Consider the following 1,037-nt stretch of genomic DNA (forward strand, 5'->3'; position numbering starts at 1 on the left):
TTTCGGGAAGTGTTGCCGCAGTAGACCATTGGTGTTCTCGTTCGATCCTCGCCGCCAGGGGCTGGCGGGATCACAGAAGTAGGCAGGGATGTCGGTGGCGATCGTGAACGAGTGGTGGGCGCCCATCTCGCTGCCCTGATCCCAGGTCAGCGACCGAGTCAAATTGCGGGGCAGAGTTGTGACGGTCTCCACCAGAGCATCCCGCATGAGATCGGCGCTGCGTCCGCGGGGAAGATGCACCAGCATCACGTAGCGGGTGGCCCGTTCGGCCAGCGTGCCGATGGCCGACGCGCCGTCCTTACCGATGATCAAATCGCTTTCCCAATGGCCGGGCACGGCCCGGTCGTCGACCTCGGCGGGGCGGTCGCTGATCATCACCATCGGGGTGGCGAAACGAGGCTGACGCTGCTGAGCCTGGCGGCGAGGTTTGCGGCGAGCGCCTCCAGTACGCAGAACCTGGTCCAGTTCGCGGCGTAGCTCGCCGCACCCCTGGACATACAAGGCCTGGTAGATCGTCTCGTGGACCACGTGCATCTCCAGTTGCCGGGGGGAAGGCTGCCTGGAGAGCTTGGCAGATCTGCCCCGGACTCCACCGCTGGTCCAAATGGGTTTGAACTCCCGTAGCTCGGGGGTTCGGCCGATCTTGCCGGTCTTGGGACGGGGCCGGCGGGTATCGGCGCGGGCCTGGGCTGCGTGCGGCCGGTACTGGCCGCTGATCGGATGCCTGTTGCGGCGGATCTCCCGACTGATCGTCGACGGGCTGCGCCCCAGCTCGGCCGCGATGTCTCGGATCGTGGCCTTCTCCCGCAACCGATCCGCGATATTGATGCGGTCGGCTTCACACAGGTAGCGGGAAGGACCGGGTGGAGGCGCCACCGCAGTCACCGGTGGCGCCCCGTTGGCCCTGCCTGACGGCGCGCGCCCGTTGCGCCACCGTTTACCTGTCCGGCGGTTGATGCCTACGATCCGGCAGGCCTCTGCGTTGCTCACACCCTGCCGCATGAGCTGAAAGTAGACACGCCGTTCCTCGGACAGAG

General features: G+C 66.4%; 1 protein-coding gene. It reads right to left on the reverse strand.

Translation table 11 applies throughout. The features are described from left to right. A partial coding sequence (locus DEU38_RS27955; protein ID WP_220181974.1) for an IS30 family transposase occupies positions 1–885 on the reverse strand: 885 nt, incomplete at its 3' end. Positions 886–1,037 lie beyond the last annotated feature (152 nt).

This window comes from Rhodococcus sp. AG1013 (genome assembly GCF_003350365.1).
In the GTDB taxonomy this organism is placed as follows: domain Bacteria; phylum Actinomycetota; class Actinomycetes; order Mycobacteriales; family Mycobacteriaceae; genus Prescottella.